Raw genomic sequence first — 18,202 nt, 5'->3', positions numbered from 1 at the left:
CCCCCTAGTACCTGAGCAGGCTGGCGTCGTCGACGGACGCAGATCGGCGGGAACGGTAGATGGCCATGATGATCGCGAGGCCGATCACGACCTCGGCGGCGGCCACGACCATGATGAAGAACGCGAAGAGTTGGCCGGTGACGTCGCCGTGCATCCGAGCGAACGCCACCAGGGCGAGGTTGGTGGCGTTGAGCATGAGCTCGATGCACATGAACAGGACGATCGCGTTGCGCCGCAGCAGGAACCCGGCCGCGCCGATGGTGAACAGCACGGCCGAGAGGTACAGGTAGTACTCGGGGTTCACCGTCGGCCCCCTTCGCCGGGTCCGCAGCTGCCGAGTTCGTCGGGACCGTCCGCGCGATCGGTCGCATGGCGCCGCAGCACCTCGCTCACCGAGTCGGGGGCGTCGGACCCGTCGGGCAGTCGGGCGGGCATGTCGGCGGAGTTGCGGCGCGCGTACACGCCGGAGCTGGGCAGCGGGGTCACGCGGGCGGTGTCGTCGGCCTGCCAGTCGAGGAAGCGCTGCTGCGACATCTGCCGCTGGGTGAGGCGCCCGGTGAACCGCTCGCGGTGCGCCAGGACCATCGCGCCGAGGGTGGCGATGATGAGCAGCACCCCGGTGAGCTCGAACGCCCACACGTGCCGGGAGAACAGCAGTTCCGCCAGCGCGGGGACGTCCGAGTATCCGGGGGCGAACCCGGCGAACGGCGGCAGCTGCGCCCGCGACAGCCCGGTGGCCAGCAGGATGCCGAACCCCAGGCCGGCGACGATGGCCGCCACCCGGTGCCCCCGGATCCGCTCGACCAGCGAGTCCGAGGACTCCACCCCGATCAGCATCACCACGAACAGGAACAGCATCATCACGGCGCCGGTGTAGACGACGATCTGGCCCACGCCCAGGAACACCGCCCCCTGCGCGATGTACAGCACGGCGAGCGAGACCATCGTTGCGGCCAAGCACAGCGCCGAGTAGACCGCCTTGGTCGCCGAGACCACCCCGAGCGCCCCGGCCACGGCGATGATGGCCAGCGCCCAGAACAGGACGGACTCCCCGGTGGTCACGAGGCCCCCCTTCCGCGGCGCGCGCGCGAGCCGGCTGCGGTCGCACCGCGCGGCTCGGCCTCACCGGGCTCGTACGGCTCACCCTGCTCGGGCGCGGAGCCGGTGATCTCTCCGCGGTAGTAGTCGAAGTGGTCGGCGCCCGGGTACATGTCGTGCGGGGCGGGGACCATCCCGGCGAGCATCGGTCCGAGCAGGTCGTGCTTCTCGTAGATGAGGTCCGCGCGGTTGTCGTCGACCATCTCGTAGTTGTTCGTCATGGTCAGCGCCCGGGTCGGGCACGCCTCCACGCACAGGCCGCAGCCGATGCAGCGCAGGTAGTTGATCTGGTAGATCCGCCCGTAGCGTTCGCCGGGGGAGAAGCGTTCCTCGGCGGTGTTGTCGGCGCCCTCGACGTAGATCGCGTCCGCCGGGCACGCCCATGCGCACAGTTCGCAGCCGATGCACTTCTCCAGCCCGTCGGCGTAGCGGTTGAGTTGGTGTCGCCCGTGGTAGCGGGGCGCGGTGGGGACCTTCTCCTCCGGGTACTGCTCGGTGTGCGCCTTGCGGAACATCGTGGAGAACGTCACCCCGAACCCGGCGAGCGGTTCGAGGAACCCGGGAACCCGGGACCGTGACTTCCTAGGCATGGCGGGCCTCCTGACTGGGGGGCGAGTCTGCAGAAGTGAAGCGGCCCAGCGCGGCGCGCTGGTGGGGGAGCGGCGGGACGGGGAACCCTCCGGCCGTGGGGTCGAAGCGCGCGCCCCGCGTGACGGACGCGGGTGGGGAGTCGCCGCGGGTGGGCGTGGCCCGGCCGCCGCGCCGGGATCGGGACCGATGGACGACGACGATGACCGCCACCGCCACCAGGCCCGCGATCACCATGGCGGGCGTGAGGAGAGCGGACCCGGGGCCCACGATCACCCGGATGGTCGCCACCGACATGACCCAGGCCAGCGAGACGGGGATGAGCACCTTCCAGCCGAAGGCCATGAACTGGTCGTAGCGCAGTCGCGGGAGGGTGGCTCGCAGCCACATGAACAGGAACATGAACGCCCACACCTTGGCCACGAACCACAGCAGCGCCCACCACCCGGAATCCGCGCCGTCGATCAGCGAGAACGGCAGGGGGGCCTGCCAGCCGCCGAGGAACAGGGTGGCCGCCAGCGCGGAGACTGTGGTCATGTTGACGTACTCGGCCAGCATGAACATCGCGAAGCGCAGCGAGGAGTACTCGGTGTGGAACCCGCCCACGAGTTCGCCCTCGGCCTCGGGCAGATCGAAGGGGGCGCGGTTGGTCTCGCCGACCATCGAGATGACGTAGATGACGAACGAGGGCAGCAGCAGGAACACGAACCACACCTGCGACTGGGCGGCGACGATCCCCGACGTCGACATGGTGCCGGCGAAGAGGAACACCCCGACGAACGACAGCGCCATGGCGATCTCGTAGCTGATCACCTGGGCGGTGGAGCGCAGGCCGCCGAGCAGTGGGTAGGTCGAGCCGGAGGACCAGCCCGCCAACACGATCCCGTACACCCCGATCGAGGTGACGGCGAGGATGTAGAGCACTCCCACGTGCAGGTCCGTGAGCTGCAGCGGCGTGGAGTGGCCGAAGACGGAGACCACGGGCCCGAAGGGGATCACCGCGAACGCCATGAACGCCGGGATCACCGCGATGACCGGTGCGAGCAGGAAGATCGGCTTGTCGACCCCGGCCGGGATGAATCCCTCCTTGAGGGCGATCTTCACGCCGTCGGCCAAGCTCTGCAGGATCCCACCGGGGCCGACGCGGTTGGGGCCGATGCGCATCTGCATCCATGCCAGAATCTTGCGCTCCAGGTAGATGGCCGCGAGCACGGTTACCACGAGGAACACGAAGACCGCGAGGACCTTGGCCAACACCAGCCACCACGGGTCCGTACCGAAGGCCGTGAGGTCGGCGCCGGTGGTCGACAGGTCCGCGGCGGCGAGCACGGCGGGCCCGTTCACCGCGACCCCGGTCATGACGCCACCTCCCCGGCCGCGATGGACACCACGTCGCCTGCGCCGGCGGCGAGAGTCGCGTTCACGGCGGACCCGGGCGAGTTCTGCGGTACCCAGACCACGCGGTCGGGCATCTCGGTGACGGCCAGCGGCAGGGTGATCGCCCCGCGGTCGGTGGAGACGGTCACCGGGTCGCCGTCGGCGGCTCCGAGTTCGCGGGCGGTCGTCGGCGACAGGCGGGCCACGGGGCGGCGGGCGGTGCCGGCGAGGTGCGGTTCCCCGTCCTGCATGCGACCGTCGTCGAGCAGCATCCGCCACGTGGCCAGGACCGCCTGCCCGGCGCCGGGCTCCGGACCCGCAGCCGCCCGCGCAGATGCCCCCGACCCCGCAGCCGCTCCCGCCGACGCCGCCGACCCCGCAGCCGCTCCTGGGGATGGCGTCTCGCCAGCGCTCCGGTCGGTGCGAGACGCCCTGCCGGGGCGCGGCTGCGGATCCGAATAGGCGGATGCGGGGCGGAGCGCGTGGCTGACGGCCTGCATCTCGCGGCGCACCGATTCCACGTCCGCCAGGCCGAACCAGGCACCGGTCTCCTCGGCCAGGGCATTGAGGATCCGGTGGTCGGGCAGAGCATCGGTACCGGTCAGGGCGGCGGCGAAGGGGCGGGTCCGGCCCTCCCAGTTCACGAACGTGCCCGCCTTCTCGGCGACTGCCGCGACCGGCAGAACGACGTCGGCGCGATCGGTGATCTCACTGCGGCGCAGCTCGAGGCTCACGACGAAGCCGGCGGCGTCGACCGCGTCCAGCGCGGCGCGCGGGTCGGGCAGGTCGGCAGCCTCGACCCCGCCGACGACCAGGGCCCCGAGCTCGCCGGAGCCGGCCGCGGCCAGCTGCTCGGCGGTGCTCCGGCCGGGCGTCGCGGGCAGATCGTCGCAGCGCCACAGCTCGGCGAGGGCCCGCCGGGCGTCGTCGTCCGTGACGGAGGCGCCGCCGGGCAGCAGTCCCGGCAGGCACCCGGTCTCGAGCGCCCCGCGCTCACCCGCTCGCCGGGGAATCCACGCCAGCCGTGCGCCGGTGGTGTCGGCGAGGGCGGCCGCGGCCGTGAGCCCGCCGGGCACCGCGCCGAGCCGCTCGCCGACGAGGATGACCGCGCCGGGCTCGCGCAGCAGAGTGGGCAGGGCGCCGCGGGTGGGGTCGGTGGTCGCGGAGGGCCCGGTTCCGCTGGGCTCGGAGGGGACGACGGCGAGGGCGCTGAGCACCTCGGGCTCCGCCCCGGGGACGGTCGGCAGCAGAGCGCCGCGGGTCTTGCGGATGGCAGGGGTGGCGAAGGGCGCGATCGAGAAGACCTTCAGCCCGTGGTCGCGCGCGGCCCGCCGCAGGCGGAGGAACACGATCGGCGACTCCTCCTCCGGGTCGAAGCCCACGAGAAGCACGGCGGGTGCGGTCTCGAGGTCGGCGTAGGTCACGGCCCCGCCGTCCTGGCCCGGCCCGCCGTCCTGGCCCGGCCCGCTGTCCTGACCCGGACCGCCGCCGGATCCCTGCTCCGACCCGCCGCCCGGGCCGCGCCTGGCGACCCGGTCGGCCAGGAAGTCCGCTTCCTCGGCCGAATGGCGGCGGGCGCGGAAGTCGACGTCGTTCGTACCGAGCACCGTGCGGGCGAACTTGGCGTAGGCGTAGGCGTCCTCGGCGGTGAGCCGCCCCCCGGTGAGGACCCCGGCCCGTCCGCGGGCGGCGGCCAACCCCTGGGCAGCGGTCGCCAGGGCGGTGGACCACGGGACCGGGACCAGCCCGCCGCCCTCGCCGCGGACCATGGGGGTGGTGATGCGGTCGCGCTGGGTGGCGTAGGTGAACGCCCACCGGCCCTTGTCGCAGTTCCACTCCTCGTTGACCTCGGGGTCGTCGCCGGCGAGGCGGCGCAGGACCTTCCCGCGACGGTGGTCGGTGCGCTGCCCGCAACCGCTGGCGCAGTGCTCGCAGACCGCCGGGCTGGAGACCAGGTCGAAGGGGCGGGCGCGGAAGCGGTACTGCGCGCCGGTCAGGGCGCCCACCGGGCAGATCTGGACAGTGTTCCCCGAGAAGTAGGACTCGAACGGCTCGTCGCCGTACACCCCGACCTGCTGCCGGGCGCCGCGCTCGAAGAGGTCGATGAACGGGTCCCCGGCGATCTGCTCGGAGAAGCGGGTGCACCGGGCGCACATGACGCAGCGTTCGCGGTCGAGCAGCACCTGCGACGAGATGGCGATCGGCTTGGGGAACGTGCGCTTGACCTCGGTGAACCTCGACCGCCCGTGGCCGCTGGACAGGGCCTGGTTCTGCAGCGGGCACTCGCCGCCCTTGTCGCAGACCGGGCAGTCGAGCGGGTGGTTGATGAGCAGCAGTTCCATCACCCCGCGCTGGGCCTTGTCGGCCATCTCGGAGGTGAATTGCGTGCGCACCTGCATGTCCTGGGTGACCGGGGTGGTGCACGAGGTGACGGGCTTGGGCGCGCCCTCGACCTCGACGATGCACTGGCGGCACGCCCCGGCCGGCTCGAGCAGCGGGTGATCGCAGAAGCGGGGGATCTGCACGCCCAACCGCTCGGCGGCGCGGATGATGAGCGTGCCGGGCGGCACAGAGACCGCGCGGCCGTCGACGGTGAGCATGACGAGATCGTCCGTGCGCTCTGACTTGGCGCGCTCTGACTTGGCGCGGCCATGGTCCGGCTCCTGGTCGGGACCGCGGGCGTCGCGGGGGACACCTGACCGGGCGGAGGTCATCGGGCCACCTCCTCGGGTCGTGTGGGATCCGGTCGTGTGGGGTCCGGTCGAGTGGCCGGCCGCACGGGCGGACGCCGGGAGCCGGCGCCCGCACGGTCGGTCCGGTCGAAGAGGGTGGAGCGGCTGTGGTCGAACGGGCAGCCATCCGGGATGTGCGCGAGGTACTCGTCGCGGAAGAGCGCGATTGACGAGATGATGGGGGTCGCGGCGGCGTCGCCGAGGGCGCAGAACGACTTGCCGGCGACGTTGTCGGAGATGTCGAGCAGTCGGTCCAGATCGTCGGCGGTGGCGGTGCCGTCCTCGAGTCGGTGCATGATCTGCTCCAGCCAGAACGTGCCCTCGCGGCAGGGGGTGCACTTGCCGCACGACTCGTGGGCGTAGAACTCCGTCCACCGCAGCACCGCTCGCACGACGCAGGTGGTGTCGTCGAAGATCTGCAGCGCCTTGGTGCCGAGCATGGTGCCCTCGGCGGCGCAGCCCTCGTAGTCGAGCGGCATGTCGAGATGGGCGTCGGTGAGCAGCGGGGTCGAAGAACCACCGGGGGTCCAGAACTTGAGGGTGTGGCCCTGGCGGATCCCGCCGGCCAGGTCGAGTAGCTCGCGCAGGGTGATGCCCAGCGGGGCCTCGTACTGGCCGGGCCGGGTGACGTGCCCGGACAGTGAGTACAGGGTGAAGCCGGGGGACTTCTCCGAGCCCATCGAGCGGAACCACTCGGGCCCGTGCTGGAGGATCGACGGGACGCTGGCGATGGACTCGACGTTGTTCACCACCGTCGGACAGGCGTAGAGGCCGGCGACGGCGGGGAACGGCGGCCGCAGTCTGGGTTGGCCGCGGCGTCCCTCGAGCGAGTCGAGCAGGGCGGTCTCCTCGCCGCAGATGTAGGCGCCGGCGCCGGCGTGGACGATCAGCTCGAGGTCGACGCCGCTTCCGAGGATGTCGCGGCCGAGGTACCCGGCCTCGTAGGCCTCGGCGACCGCCACCTGCAGGCGGCGCAGGACGGGCACCACCTCACCGCGCAGATAGATGAACGCGTGCGAGGCGCGGATGGCGTACGCGGCGATGATGATGCCCTCGATGAGCACGTGCGGGGTGGCCAGCATGAGCGGCATGTCCTTGCAGGTGCCGGGCTCGGACTCGTCCGCGTTGACCACCAGGTAGTGGGGCTTGGCGGCCGCGGAGGCCTGCGTGCCCGGGCCGGAGTCGGAGCCGTCGGCCGACTCGCCGGTCTCCTGCGGGATGAAGCCCCACTTGCGGCCGGTGGGGAACCCGGCGCCGCCACGGCCGCGTAGGCCGGCGTCGAGGACGGTGGAGATGACCTCGTCCGGTCCGGTGGCCAGGGCGTTGCGCAGGCCCGTGTAGCCGTCGTGGTCCAGGTAGGTCTCGAGCGTCCAGCTGTCGGGGGCGTCCCAGTAGCGGCTGAGGTACGGCGCGAGCGGCATGTCAGGCCTCCTCGTCCGGTGTGGTGGTGGTCGGCTCGGTGGTGGCCGGCTCGGTTGAGGGGAGCTCAGTGGACTCGTCCGGCCCCGCGGGGGCGCGCATGTCGTGTTCGCGGGCGATCCGCAGCCCGACCAGGGTCGCGTCGCCGGGGGCGCCGTCGTTCGCGCCGGGGCGGGTGTCGGGGAAACCGGCGAGGAGGCGGGAGGTCTCGCGGAACGTGCACAACGGCGCGCCCCGGGTCGGGGTCACCGTCCGGCCGGCCCGCAGGTCGTCCACGACCTGCCGGGCGGAGGCGGGGGTCTGGTCGTCGAAGAACTCCCAGTTGACCATCATCACCGGGGCGTAGTCGCAGGCCGCGTTGCACTCGATGCGCTCGAGCGTCACCCGGCCGTCGTCGGTGGTACCGGGCCCGTCGAGCCCCAGGTGGTCATGCAGGTCGGCGTAGATCTCGTCGCCGCCCATCACCGCGCACAGTGTGTTTGTGCACACCCCGACCAGGTAGTCGCCCGTGGGCGTGCGTCGGTACATCGAGTAGAACGTGGCGACGGCCATGACCTCGGCGGAGGTGAGTCCGACGGCGAGGGCACAGAACTCGATGCCGGCGGGCGTGAGGTGCCCGTCCTCGGCCTGGACGAGGTGCAGGAGTGGCAGCAACGCCGACCGGGCCTGCGGATAGCGGGCGATGATCACCTCGGCGTCGGCCCGCAGTCTCGCCAGGACGTCGTCGGGGTAGTGCCGGCGGGCGTCGGGCCGGACGATCGCCCCCGGCTCGTCCGGCTGCTGCCCGAACTGCAGGAAGACCGGTTCGCGACTCGTCGACTCCATGCTGCTCATCGGTCCACCCCTCCCATCACGGGGTCGATGCTGGCGACCGAGGCGATGACGTCGGAAAGCATCCCGCCCTCGCACATCGCGGCCACGGCCTGCAGGTTGGTGAACGACGGGTCGCGGTAGTGCACCCGGTACGGGCGGGTCCCGCCGTCGGAGACCATGTGCACCCCCAGTTCGCCGCGGGGGGACTCCACCGGCACGTACACCTGACCCGGCGGGACCGGAAAGCCCTCGGTGACCAGCTTGAAGTGGTGGATCAGCGCCTCCATGGAGCTGTCCATGATCTTGCGGATGTGCTCGGCGGAGTTGCCGAGCCCGTCTGGTCCCACCTTGAGCTGGGCGGGCCAGGCGATCTTGGGGTCGTCGACCATCACGGGTCCCGGTTCGAGCCGGTCCAGGCACTGCTCGACGATCTTCAGTGACTCCTTCATCTCCTCGACACGGATGACGAACCGGTCGTAGCAGTCGCTCGCCGAGCCGGTGATGACGTCGAACTCGTAGTCCTCGTATCCGCAGTACGGGTCGGACCGGCGCACGTCGTGGGGCAGTCCTGTGGCCCGCAGGACCGGGCCGGTCACGCCGAGGGCCATGCACCCGGTGAGATCGAGGTAGCCGACGTCCTGCAGCCGCATCTTCCAGATGGGGTTCTCGCGCAGCAGGAGTTCCATCTCGCGGATCCGCCCGGGCATCACCTCGAGAAGTTCGCGCACCTTGGGCACCGCGTCGTCGGGCAGGTCCTGGACCACGCCGCCGGGCCGGACGTAGGCGTGGTTCATCCGCAGGCCGGTGATGACCTCGAAGACGTCCAACACCAGCTCGCGCTCGCGGAACCCGAAGAGCATCGGGGTGCTCGCCCCCAATTCCAGGGCACCGGTCGCCAGGGCCACCATGTGCGAGGAGATGCGGTTGAGCTCCATGAGCATCACCCGGATGACCGACGCCCTCGGCGGGATCCGGTCGGAGATCCCGAGTAGCTTCTCCACGCCCAGGCAGAAGGCGACCTCGTTGGAGAACGGCGCCAGGTAGTCCATGCGGGTGACGAAGGTGACGCCCTGGGTCCAGTAGCGGTATTCCAGGTTCTTCTCGATGCCGGTGTGCAGGTAACCGATCCCGCACTGGGCCTTGGTGACGGTCTCGCCCTCGATCTCGAGGATCAGCCGCAGCACCCCGTGCGTGGACGGGTGCTGCGGGCCCATGTTCACCACGATGCGGTCGTCGTCGGCGTTGCGCGCGGCCTCACTGATCGCGTCCCAGTCCTGCCCGGAGGCGGTGAGGATCGTGTCGGAGTCCGCGGCGCGGTCGGCACGGGCCGAGCGGCCCGAGCGCCTCGCCCGGGTGCGATCGGCAGTCATGAGTACGCCCTCCGCTGATCCGGCGGCGGGATGGTCGCGCCCTTGTATTGCACCGGGATCCCGCCCAGCGGGTAGTCCTTGCGCTGCGGATGGCCCTCCCAGTCGTCCGGCATCTCGATCCGCGTCAGCGACGGGTGGCCGTCGAAGAGGACGCCGAAGAAGTCGTACGTCTCCCGCTCGTGCCAGTCCGTCGTGGGGTACACGCGGGTCAGCGTGGGGATGTGCGGGTCCGCGTCCGGGGCCGACGTTTCGAGCATCACGCGGCGGTTGTGGGTGATCGACTGCAGCGGGTACACCACGTGCAGCTCCCGGCCGGTGGCGTCGGGGTAGTGCACCCCGCTCGCGCCCAACGACATCTCGAACCGCAGGTCGGGGGCGTCTCGGAGGGTCAGGGCCACCGCCGGTAGGTGCTCCCGCTCCACGTGCAGGGTGAGTTGCCCGCAGTGGACCACGACCTTCTCGACGGCCTCCTGAAAACTCGGCCCACCCCGCTGGTGCAGGGCCGCGGTGAGCGCGCGGATGACCTCGTCGTCGTCGTCCTCATAGGGCGGTGGGGTAGTACCGGGCATCTCCTTGGGGCGCACGAGGCCCCCGAACCCGGTGGTGTCCCCGGAGCCGCGGACGCCGAACATGCCGTGGCGCACGCCGACGACGCCCGACTCACTGCGGTCGGGCCCCGCGCCGTCGTGGGGGTCGGCGGTGACGGGGTGGCCGGCGGCGTCCGTGCGGTCGGGTGCGTCGGGAGCCTGGTCGCGATCGGGGGTCGTGTCGGTCACCGGAACATCCCCTCGACGGGGATGAGCGGACGCTGGTCGAGCGCGGCCTGCTCCGCGGCACGGATCGCCTCGGCCCGGTTCGCGCCCAGCGGCATGTCCTGGATCTTGTCGTGCAGCGTGATGATCGCGTGCATGAGCATCTCCGGCCGCGGCGGACATCCGGGCAGGTAGATGTCGACGGGCACGATGTGGTCGACGCCCTGCACGATCGCGTAGTTGTTGAACATCCCGCCCGACGACGCGCACACGCCCATCGACAGGACCCACTTGGGCTCGGCCATCTGGTCGTACACCTGCCGCAGGACCGGGGCCATCTTCTGCGAGACCCGGCCCGCGACGATCATGAGATCGGCCTGTCGGGGGGACGCGCGGAAGACCTCCGTGCCGAATCGGGCCAGGTCGTAGCGGCCGCCGCTCGTGGACATCATTTCGATCGCGCAGCACGCCAGACCGAACGTCGCCGGCCACAGCGAGCCCTTGCGCATGTAGCCCGCCAGTTGCTCGACCGTGGTCAGCAGGAAGCCGGCCGGCACCTTCTCCTCGAGTCCCATCTCGGCGCTCCTCTCCGACTCTCCGGGTCAGTCCCAGCTCAGTCCGCCGCGGCGCCACTCGTAGGCGTAGGCGACGGAGACGTTGAACACGAACAGGGCCATCGCGGCCAGCCCGAACACGCCGAGCTGGTCGAAGTGGACGGCCCACGGGTAGAGGAAGAGGATCTCGATGCCGAAGATGATGAACAGCATCGCGGTGAGGTAGTACTTCACCGGGAAGCGGCCGCCGCCCGCCGGCTGCGGCGTGGGCTGGATGCCGCACTCGTAGGCCTCGAGCTTGGCGCGGTTGAACCGGCTGGGCCCGGCGAAGGAGGACACGCCCGAGGAGAAGACGGCGAAGGCGACGGCCAGGGCCCCGAGTACCAGGATGGGCACGTATTCGTTCACGTTGGCGTCACTCCTCGCGCTTGTGATGAGAAGCCGCCTGTAGGCGGGCCTCTACTGCAACCGCAGGGGGTTCGAGCGACCGGCGCTGATGGGGTCCGGTCGTCCGTCTCCCCGGCGGGCCGTTCACTGTGCGGCCCGCAACTGTGACTCTACTCACACTGTGTTGACGTGCGTCGGGGGTTCGGACAGATGGCGTCTCGGTCGTGCTCCGCGGGCGGGGGGAAGAGTGCGCGCGGCCGCGGGGGCCGGTGTCAGGCGGGGGCGAGGAGCCCGTTCACCGCGTCGCGCAGGCGCAGCGGGTCGATCGGGTGGGGGACCGACGCGTCCGCGCGGGACCAGTCGGCGAGCCAGCGGTCGTCCGCCCGGCCGATGAGGACGAGCACCGGCGGGCAGCGGTCGAGCTCGTCCCGCAGCTGCTTGGCCAGGCCGAGTCCGCCGGTGGGCGTCGCCTCGCCGTCGAGGATCGCCAGGTCGACCCCGCCCGCGTCGAGGTGTTCGAGGGCGACCGGGGCCGTGGCGACCTCGAGGTACGTCAGCCGGGGCAGGTCCGGGTGCGGGCGGGTGCCGAGGGCGGACATCACGCGGCTGCGGGTGGCGGCGTCGTGGCTGTAGACGAGCACCCGCAGGGCGACGTCGTCGTCAACGGTCCGGCCGCCCGTGGTCTCGGTCACGATCGCGAGCCTACCGAGCGTGGGTGGTCGCGGGAGCGAGAGCGGGCCTCCGGTCGGCCCGGGCGTGGCTGAAATGAGCGACGCGGCCCGGGCTCGAGAGCTCCGGGCCGCGTCTGCGGCGGAGGATAGGGGATTTGAACCCCTGAGGGGCTATAAACCCCAACCCGCGTTCCAGGCGAGCGCCATAGGCCACTAGGCGAATCCTCCGTGGAGGAGAATACCCAGGACGCGCAAGCGGAGGCAAACCGCGGGGCCGAGCGGGCTCCGATCCGGGCCCGTAAGGCGGGTGGGGTGCAGCGCGGGAGGCGGGTGGGGTGCAGCGCGGGGGGCGGGTGGGGTGCGGCGCGGGAGGCGGGCCGGTTAGACTCGTCCGTGGACCCCGCGCGGCGTCCATCCTGTGAACTCCCCCAGGGCCGGAAGGCAGCAAGGGTCAGCGGGCTCTGGCGGGTGCGCGGGGTCCCCTTATGTCTTGGGACATGTCTTAGGGCACCAACACCGAAGTTGTCGATCCCGCCGGAGGCCACAGTGGCACTGTCCGATCTCCCCGCCGACGAACTCGCCCGACTCGAGTCGCAACTGGCCGCCGAGTACGACGCGCTGGCCGACAAGGGCCTGGCCCTGGACCTGACTCGCGGAAAGCCCTCGCCCGAACAGCTGGACCTGTCCGAGCGGCTGCTGTCGCTGCCGGGGGAGGGCGACCACGCGGCGGGTAAGACCGACGTCCGCAATTACGGCGGCGGGGCGGGACTGCCGGAACTGCGGTCGATCATCGCCGAGCTGCTCGGGGTCGAGGCCGACCGCGTGATCGCCCAGGACAACGCGAGCCTGTCGATCATGTACGACCTGCTGACGTTCTCCATGCTCTTCGGCACGCCCGACTCCCAGCGTGCGTGGAAGGACGAGCCGGTCCTGCGCTGGCTGTGCCCGGTGCCCGGTTACGACCGCCACTTCAACATCACCGAGGCGCTGGGGATCGAGATGATCCCGGTGCCGCTGGGGCCGACAGGTCCGGACATGGACGAGGTCGAGCGTCTCGTGTCGAACGACCCGTCCATCAAGGGCATGTGGTGCGTCCCGATCTTCGCCAACCCGACCGGCGCGGTGTACGACGACCACACCGTGTCCCGCCTCGCGCGCATGGCGACCGCCGCCCCGGACTTCCGGATCGTCTGGGACAACGCCTACGTCGTCCACACGCTCACCGAGGATTTCCCCAAGGTCCCGGACGTCGACACGCTGGCCGCCGAGGCGGGCCACCCCAACCGCTTCTGGCAGGTGTGCTCGACCTCCAAGATCACGTTCGCCGGCGCGGGCGTGTCGTTCTTCTCCGCCTCGCGGGCCAATCTCGACTGGTACCTCGGCCACACCTCCGTGCGCTCCATCGGGCCGAACAAGGTCAACCAGCTCGCGCACGCCCGATTCTTCGGTGACGCCGACGGGGTGCGCGACCACATGCTCCGCCACCGCGAGGTCATCGCGCCGAAGTTCGAGGCCGCCGCCGCAGCCCTGGCCCACCGGCTCGGCGAGTACGACGTGGCCGGCTGGACCCGGCCCGAGGGTGGGTACTTCATCGACCTCGAGGTGGTCGACGGCACCGCCACCGAGACCGTCCGCCTGGCCAAGGAGGCCGGGGTGGCCCTCACGCCGGCCGGGTCCGCGTACCCGTACGGCAAGGATCCCGACGACCGCCATATCCGTCTGGCGCCCACGCTCCCGCCCCTGGCCGAGGTCGAGACCGCCATGGATGTCGTGGGCCTGTGCGCTCTTCTCGCGGCCTGCCGCGCGGCGCTCGCCGACTGAGCGATCGCTCGGCTCGGGCGGTGTGTAACAACTGCACGATCCGCGTTAACGACGGCCATTAACGGACCGCGCTCCCGATCTCGCCTCCTCGCCCCGGGAATCGACAGGTGACCAGCACGTCTGCCCGTCCGTGATCTCTGACACATTCCCATAGTGTGAATGCGGGAGTCCGTAGCTTAGGTAACCCTGTCACCTGCATGAATGTAATTCACCCGCGTTGTTGAGCGATGGTCAACGCAAGTGCGGTCTTGTCCGGGCCGGGGCCGTCTGGTTGTATCGGAGTCGTCCGAGCTAGAGGGATGCGGACACCGGAGACAGCTGAGGGGCTGTGAGGGGCCGGTGTCCGATATCGGTTCGGGAACCGTGCCGCGGGGGTCTGAGGGGGCCCGATCCGCGCGCGAGGGACGTCGGGAGGGGCTGCGTATGACGCGGCCCCTCCGGTCATTTCGGCCCATCCCGGATCACGCGTGATCGCCGTCGGAAGCGGAAGTCCTCGTCGTCGTACCCCCTGGGTACCCTCTAGGCGTGGCTCTCTATCGGAAGTACCGCCCCGCCTCCTTCGCCGAGGTCGTGGGCCAGGAGCACGTCACCGAACCGCTCTCGGTGGCCTTGTCCTCCGGTCGTATCAACCACGCCTACCTCTTCTCCGGCCCACGCGGCTGCGGCAAGACCTCGTCCGCCCGCATCCTCGCCCGCTCGCTCAACTGCGTGCAGGGGCCCACCGCCGACCCGTGCGGCGAATGCGACTCGTGCGTGGCGCTGGCGCCCGGCGGCCACGGGACCCTCGACGTCACCGAGCTCGACGCGGCCAGCCACGGCGGTGTCGATGACACGCGTGATCTGCGCGAGCGGGCGTTCTTCGCCCCGGCGTCGTCGCGGTACCGGGTGCTCATCATCGACGAGGCCCACATGGTCACCAACGCGGGCTTCAACGCGCTGCTGAAGATCGTGGAGGAGCCGCCCGAGCACCTCATCTTCATCTTCGCCACCACCGAGCCGGAGAAGGTGTTGCCCACCATCCGCTCCCGCACGCACCACTACCCCTTCCGGCTGCTCACGCCCACGTCGATGCGCGGGCTGCTCGAGCGGATCTGCGAGCAGGAGGGTGTGCAGGTCGAGCCGACCGTGTTCCCCCTGGTCATCCGGTCCGGCGGGGGATCGCCGCGCGACACGCTCAGCGTGCTGGACCAGCTCATGGCCGGCGCCGGTGACGAGGGCATCACCTACCCGCGCGCGGTGAGCCTGCTGGGGGCGACCGAGGTCGCGCTCATCGACGACACGGTGGATTCGCTGGCCGCCGGCGACGGGGCCACGCTGTTCCGGACCGTCGACAAGGTGGTCGAGGCCGGGCACGACCCGCGCCGGTTCGCCGCCGATCTGCTGCAGCGGCTGCGCGATCTCATCATGGTGCAGTCCGTGCCGCAGGCGATCGAGCGTGGGCTCGTCGACGCGCCGGTCGAGCAGGCCGAGACCATGCGGCGTCAGGCCGAGAACATCGGGCCCGCCACTCTCGCCCGCTGCGCCGACATGGTGCACGAGGGGATGGGGTCGATGCGAGGGGCCACCTCTCCGCGGCTGTTGCTGGAGATCCTCTGCGCCAAGCTGCTCCTGCCCTCGGCGGACGACTCCATGATCGCGCTGCTGCAGCGTGTCGAGTCGCTCGAGTCGGGCGCCGTGCGGCCGGCCGCCGCGGCGGGTGCCGTCGGTGGCGGTGGATCCGCACCGGGAGGGTCGCCTCGGGGAGACGACGACGAGCCCCGCCCCGGCACCGCCGGCGGGCCGGGGCCGCAGGCTGCCGGCCAGGCCGAGGGGCGGCCCAAGTTCGTGCGCCGGTCGCAGCAGCAGGCCGCGCCCGCCGCAGAGCAGCCGGCGCCGCAGACCCCCGCGCCGGCGGGCCAGGGTGCGGCTCCGGCTGCAGCTGCGCCTTCAACTCCGCCTCCGACTCCGACGCCGGCTTCGACTCCGACTCCGCCTCAGGCGTCCGCGCCAGAGCCGCCGCACGCCGCCGCCGAACCCGCGCCGAGCCGACCCGCCGCGCCGACTGCGCCCGCAGCGCCGACTGGGACCGAAGCGCCGAACGAGCCCGCCGTGGCAGACGACCCCGCCGCCCCGGCCGTGCCCGCCGGGTCCGTCGCGGAGCAGATCGCGGCGAACCAGATTCCCGAGTCGGAGTCCTCGCAGCACGCTCAGTCGCGGCAGTCGGCACAGCCCCCGCAGTCGGCCCAGCCGCCGACCTCCGAGCAGCAACCCGTAGGTGACGTACTGCCCGGGCCGGCATCCGAGCCCGCCGCAGGTCCCGACGCGCCGACCGCCGCGCCGTCCGCTCCCGCCGCACCCGCCGCTCATCCCGGCACGGCGACCACAGCGCCAGCCGCCGAAGCGGGCGCTCCGGAGCCTGCGCAGGAAGCCTCGGCCGGCGCAGACGCGACTCCTGCCGTCGCATCGGCCCCGCCCCCGCCCGCGCCCGCGCCCGCGCCCGCGCAGACCGACGACCCGTGGCGCGAACAGCCCGCGGCGGCGACCGAGCAGTCCGCGACCGAGCAGTCCGCACCCGTGCCGCCAGCATCGGTTCCGGAGCAGGCGTCGTCCGGGCCGGACCCGGAGCCGCAGCCCGAGGCGGCGTCCGCGCTCGCGGCTGGCGCACCCGGGATCGAGGCCGAGGACATCCGCCGGGCCTGGCCCGCCATCCGCGACGCCGTCCGCACCCGCACCCGCACCGTGGAGGTCATGCTCGCCGGCGCGACGGTCGCCGGGGTGGACGGCCGGGTGATCCACCTGGTGCACGACTACGCGCCGCTGGCCAAGCGCCTCTCGCAGCCGCACAACGCCACCGCCATCACCGACTCGATCACCGAGGTCGTGGGCGGCGACTGGACCATCCGCTGCACGTCGGGCTCCGCGTCCGCGGCAGCCGGGGACACCGCGGCTCCCGCCGACGCGTCGCCTCCAGCACCCGGACGGGGATCCGCCGCGGGCCCTACTGACGCCCCCGGCGCGCCCCAGCAGGGCGAGCCGCGGGGCTGGGAGCGTCGCCTGCGCGGGGCGGACGCGGGGCAGGGCCAGGGCGGCGGTCGCTCGGGCGGCGGGTACGACGACATCCCGCCCCCGCCCGAGGAGCCGGAGCCGGAACCGGGCGAGCCCAACAGCCCGCCCCCGCAGCCGGTCAGCGAGGAGGAGATGGTGGACGAGGCCCGCAGCGGCCCCCAGAACCTCGACCACCGGACCGGCGAGGACATCGCGTTGGCCCTGCTCAAGGAGCACCTCGGGGCCCGCCCGCTCGAGCGCTGACCCACCCGCCCCGCCGCGCGCCGGGGCACGGTGTCCTACCGGACGGTTACGCTGGGAACCGACCGACCGGGGCCGCCCCGGCAGGGTCAGGCCTGAACACCAGCCATGAACTCAGCACTGCCCCGCACACCGCCGAAAGGACCCCGCCATGCAGCCCGGACCCGACATGAACGCCCTGCTCCAGCAGGCACAGCAGATGCAGGCCCAGCTCGCCGAGGCGCAGCAGGAGATCGCCGCGAGCACCGTCGACGGTCAGGCAGGCGGCGGACTCGTCACCGTCTCCATGCGCGGCACCGGTGAGGTCACCGGCGTCACGATCGACCCGAAGGTCGTCGACCCCGAGGACATCGAGACGCTGCAGGACCTCCTCGTCGGCGCGTTCGGCGATGCCCACACCAAGGTGCAGGAGCTCGCCGAGTCCCGGCTCGGCCCGCTGGCCTCCGGTGGCGGCCTCGGCGACATGATGGGCGGACTGGGAATGTGAGCCTGCGGGGCCCGGCACGTTCCGGGCCCCGCCACCGGGTTCCGACTCGTAATCGGACCCGCCACCCGGCGACGCAGCCGTCGTCGGGACAGCAAGAGCACAGGAAAGCGCGATGTACGAGGGACCGGTCCAGAACCTGATCGACGAGTTCGGCAAGCTGCCGGGCATCGGTCCGAAGTCTGCGCAACGCCTGGCCTTCCACCTGCTGCAGGCCGAGCCCGACTCCGTCGAACGCCTCCGCTCCGCGCTGCAGGCCGTGGTCGAGGGCGTCACCTACTGCGAGGTCTGCGGGACCGTCGCGGCGGCCGAGCGCTGCCGTATCTGCTCGGACCCGCGCCGCGACCCCACGCTCATCTGCGTGGTCGAGGAGCCCAAGGACATCGAGGCCATCGAGCGCACCCGGGAGTTCCGCGGGCTCTACCACGTGCTCGGCGGGGCGCTCGACCCCATCAACGGCATCGGACCCAACGAACTTCGCATCGCCGGGCTGATGCGGCGGGTCGGCGGGGAGGCCGAGGGCGAGGAGATCGCCGAGATCATCATCGCGACCGATCCCAACACCACCGGCGAGGCCACCAGCACCTACCTGGCCCGTCTGCTGCGGCCATTCCCCGATCTCGTGGTGAGCCGCCTGGCGTCCGGCCTGCCGATGGGCGCCGACCTGGAGTTCGCCGACGAGCTCACCCTCGGCAGCGCACTGTCGGGGCGCCGCATCCTCTCGGGCGGGCCCGCCCAGGCCCCCCGGTCGGGCGGCGTGCTGCGCCCCGAGCAGATCGACCCCGCGCAGCCCGCCGTACCCGCGCCGAACTCGGCGCCCGCCCAGGACACCCCGCCTGCCCCGGACGCGT

Annotated in this window: 15 protein-coding genes, 1 tRNA gene, 1 other RNA gene and 1 pseudogene; 5 read left to right on the top strand and 13 right to left on the bottom strand. The window is 71.8% G+C overall.

Features of this window, described 5'->3' with window-relative positions:
* Positions 1 to 4 precede the first annotated feature (4 nt).
* The 13 genes from nuoK to CK206_RS08980 all read right to left on the bottom strand — a co-directional run bounded on the left by nuoK (position 5) and on the right by CK206_RS08980 (position 11,989).
* Positions 5 to 304 carry an NADH-quinone oxidoreductase subunit NuoK gene (gene nuoK / locus CK206_RS09040; protein WP_096906211.1) on the bottom strand — a complete coding sequence of 100 codons (300 nt, stop codon included), beginning with the start codon at positions 302 to 304 and terminating at the stop codon, positions 5 to 7.
* Positions 301 to 1,062: an NADH-quinone oxidoreductase subunit J gene (locus tag CK206_RS09035; RefSeq protein WP_096906210.1), complete on the bottom strand. Its 762-nt coding sequence runs from the start codon at positions 1,060 to 1,062 to the stop codon at positions 301 to 303. Before CK206_RS09035 ends, nuoK begins: the two co-directional genes overlap by 4 nt.
* Positions 1,059 to 1,688: an NADH-quinone oxidoreductase subunit NuoI gene (gene nuoI, locus CK206_RS09030; protein WP_069388933.1), complete on the bottom strand. Its 630-nt coding sequence runs from the start codon at positions 1,686 to 1,688 to the stop codon at positions 1,059 to 1,061. Before nuoI ends, CK206_RS09035 begins: the two co-directional genes overlap by 4 nt.
* Positions 1,681 to 3,045, bottom strand: coding sequence for an NADH-quinone oxidoreductase subunit NuoH (gene nuoH / locus CK206_RS09025; protein ID WP_082923812.1), 1,365 nt, complete (start codon positions 3,043 to 3,045; stop codon positions 1,681 to 1,683). Before nuoH ends, nuoI begins: the two co-directional genes overlap by 8 nt.
* Positions 3,042 to 5,663: an NADH-quinone oxidoreductase subunit G gene (locus CK206_RS09020; protein ID WP_254050683.1), complete on the bottom strand. Its 2,622-nt coding sequence runs from the start codon at positions 5,661 to 5,663 to the stop codon at positions 3,042 to 3,044. The genes nuoH and CK206_RS09020 overlap by 4 nt, the downstream gene beginning before the upstream one ends.
* 110 nt (positions 5,664 to 5,773) lie before the next feature.
* On the bottom strand, positions 5,774 to 7,216 hold the full coding sequence (nuoF, locus tag CK206_RS09015; RefSeq protein ID WP_096906208.1) for an NADH-quinone oxidoreductase subunit NuoF: 1,443 nt from the start codon (positions 7,214 to 7,216) through the stop codon (positions 5,774 to 5,776).
* 1 nt (position 7,217) lies between these two features.
* Positions 7,218 to 8,048 carry an NADH-quinone oxidoreductase subunit NuoE gene (gene nuoE, locus CK206_RS09010; protein ID WP_082923811.1) on the bottom strand — a complete coding sequence of 277 codons (831 nt, stop codon included), beginning with the start codon at positions 8,046 to 8,048 and terminating at the stop codon, positions 7,218 to 7,220.
* Positions 8,045 to 9,397, bottom strand: coding sequence for an NADH dehydrogenase (quinone) subunit D (nuoD, locus tag CK206_RS09005; RefSeq protein WP_096906207.1), 1,353 nt, complete (start codon positions 9,395 to 9,397; stop codon positions 8,045 to 8,047). Before nuoD ends, nuoE begins: the two co-directional genes overlap by 4 nt.
* Positions 9,394 to 10,041: an NADH-quinone oxidoreductase subunit C gene (locus tag CK206_RS09000; protein ID WP_254050682.1), complete on the bottom strand. Its 648-nt coding sequence runs from the start codon at positions 10,039 to 10,041 to the stop codon at positions 9,394 to 9,396. Before CK206_RS09000 ends, nuoD begins: the two co-directional genes overlap by 4 nt.
* A 128-nt stretch (positions 10,042 to 10,169) precedes the next feature.
* A complete protein-coding gene (locus CK206_RS08995) occupies positions 10,170 to 10,724 on the bottom strand; it encodes an NADH-quinone oxidoreductase subunit B family protein (protein ID WP_096906205.1) in 555 nt (184 codons plus the stop codon).
* A gap of 27 nt (positions 10,725 to 10,751) precedes the next feature.
* Positions 10,752 to 11,111 (bottom strand): NADH-quinone oxidoreductase subunit A, encoded by a 360-nt coding sequence (locus CK206_RS08990; RefSeq protein ID WP_067714630.1) that lies wholly within the window; start codon positions 11,109 to 11,111, stop codon positions 10,752 to 10,754.
* Between the two features lie 251 nt (positions 11,112 to 11,362).
* The gene (locus CK206_RS08985; protein WP_227022381.1) at positions 11,363 to 11,689 is read right to left on the bottom strand and encodes a hypothetical protein; all 327 of its coding nucleotides are present in this window, start codon (positions 11,687 to 11,689) and stop codon (positions 11,363 to 11,365) included.
* 212 nt (positions 11,690 to 11,901) lie between these two features.
* Positions 11,902 to 11,989, bottom strand: a tRNA-Ser gene (locus CK206_RS08980).
* 164 nt (positions 11,990 to 12,153) lie between these two features.
* Here CK206_RS08980 and ffs point away from each other — a divergent pair.
* From ffs to recR, 5 genes and pseudogenes are all read left to right on the top strand, one after another.
* Positions 12,154 to 12,248, top strand: an RNA gene (gene ffs / locus CK206_RS08975) — signal recognition particle sRNA small type.
* Positions 12,249 to 12,307: 59 nt separating this feature from the next.
* A complete protein-coding gene (locus tag CK206_RS08970; RefSeq protein WP_067714624.1) occupies positions 12,308 to 13,582 on the top strand; it encodes an aminotransferase class I/II-fold pyridoxal phosphate-dependent enzyme in 1,275 nt (424 codons plus the stop codon).
* A gap of 525 nt (positions 13,583 to 14,107) precedes the next feature.
* Positions 14,108 to 16,870 (top strand): DNA polymerase III subunit gamma and tau, encoded by a 2,763-nt coding sequence (locus tag CK206_RS08965; protein ID WP_096906204.1) that lies wholly within the window; start codon positions 14,108 to 14,110, stop codon positions 16,868 to 16,870.
* Positions 16,871 to 17,018: 148 nt separating this feature from the next.
* The gene (locus tag CK206_RS08960; protein WP_067714618.1) at positions 17,019 to 17,354 is read left to right on the top strand and encodes a YbaB/EbfC family nucleoid-associated protein; all 336 of its coding nucleotides are present in this window, start codon (positions 17,019 to 17,021) and stop codon (positions 17,352 to 17,354) included.
* A gap of 112 nt (positions 17,355 to 17,466) precedes the next feature.
* Positions 17,467 to 18,072 (top strand): annotated as a pseudogene (gene recR / locus CK206_RS08955) (recombination mediator RecR); the annotation flags it as partial.
* Between the last annotated feature and the right edge of the window lie 130 nt (positions 18,073 to 18,202).

Origin of the sequence: Dietzia sp. WMMA184 (assembly GCF_002441635.1) — a bacterium.
In the GTDB taxonomy this organism is placed as follows: Bacteria; Actinomycetota; Actinomycetes; order Mycobacteriales; family Mycobacteriaceae; genus Dietzia; species Dietzia kunjamensis.
This window is presented reverse-complemented; position numbering and strand designations above follow the sequence as displayed.